Origin of the sequence: Motilimonas sp. 1_MG-2023 (assembly GCF_030547455.1) — a bacterium.
Classification (GTDB): Bacteria; Pseudomonadota; Gammaproteobacteria; order Enterobacterales; family CBDFNC01; genus Motilimonas.
In genome coordinates this window covers 1-230 of sequence record NZ_JAUOPX010000339.1, presented here as the reverse complement: position 1 = coordinate 230, position 230 = coordinate 1, and the positions used below count along the sequence as shown (strand labels likewise).

Here is a 230-nt window from a genome sequence, read left to right as displayed (position 1 = left end):
ACTAAGACGACTTGTACGGGTGTTGAAATGTTCCGTAAACTGCTTGACGAAGGTCGTGCAGGTGAGAACTGTGGTATCCTTCTACGTGGTACTAAGCGTGAAGACGTTGAACGTGGTCAAGTACTAGCTAAGCCTGGTTCAATCACACCACATACTAAGTTCGAATCAGAAGTATACGTACTAAGCAAAGATGAAGGTGGCCGTCATACTCCATTCTTCAAAGGTTACCG

At 45.2% G+C, this 230-nt stretch carries 1 protein-coding gene; it reads left to right on the top strand.

What is annotated here, in order from left to right:
* Positions 1 to 230: EF-Tu/IF-2/RF-3 family GTPase (locus tag Q4519_RS22235; RefSeq protein ID WP_303516167.1), on the top strand; the 230-nt coding region annotated here is incomplete at both ends.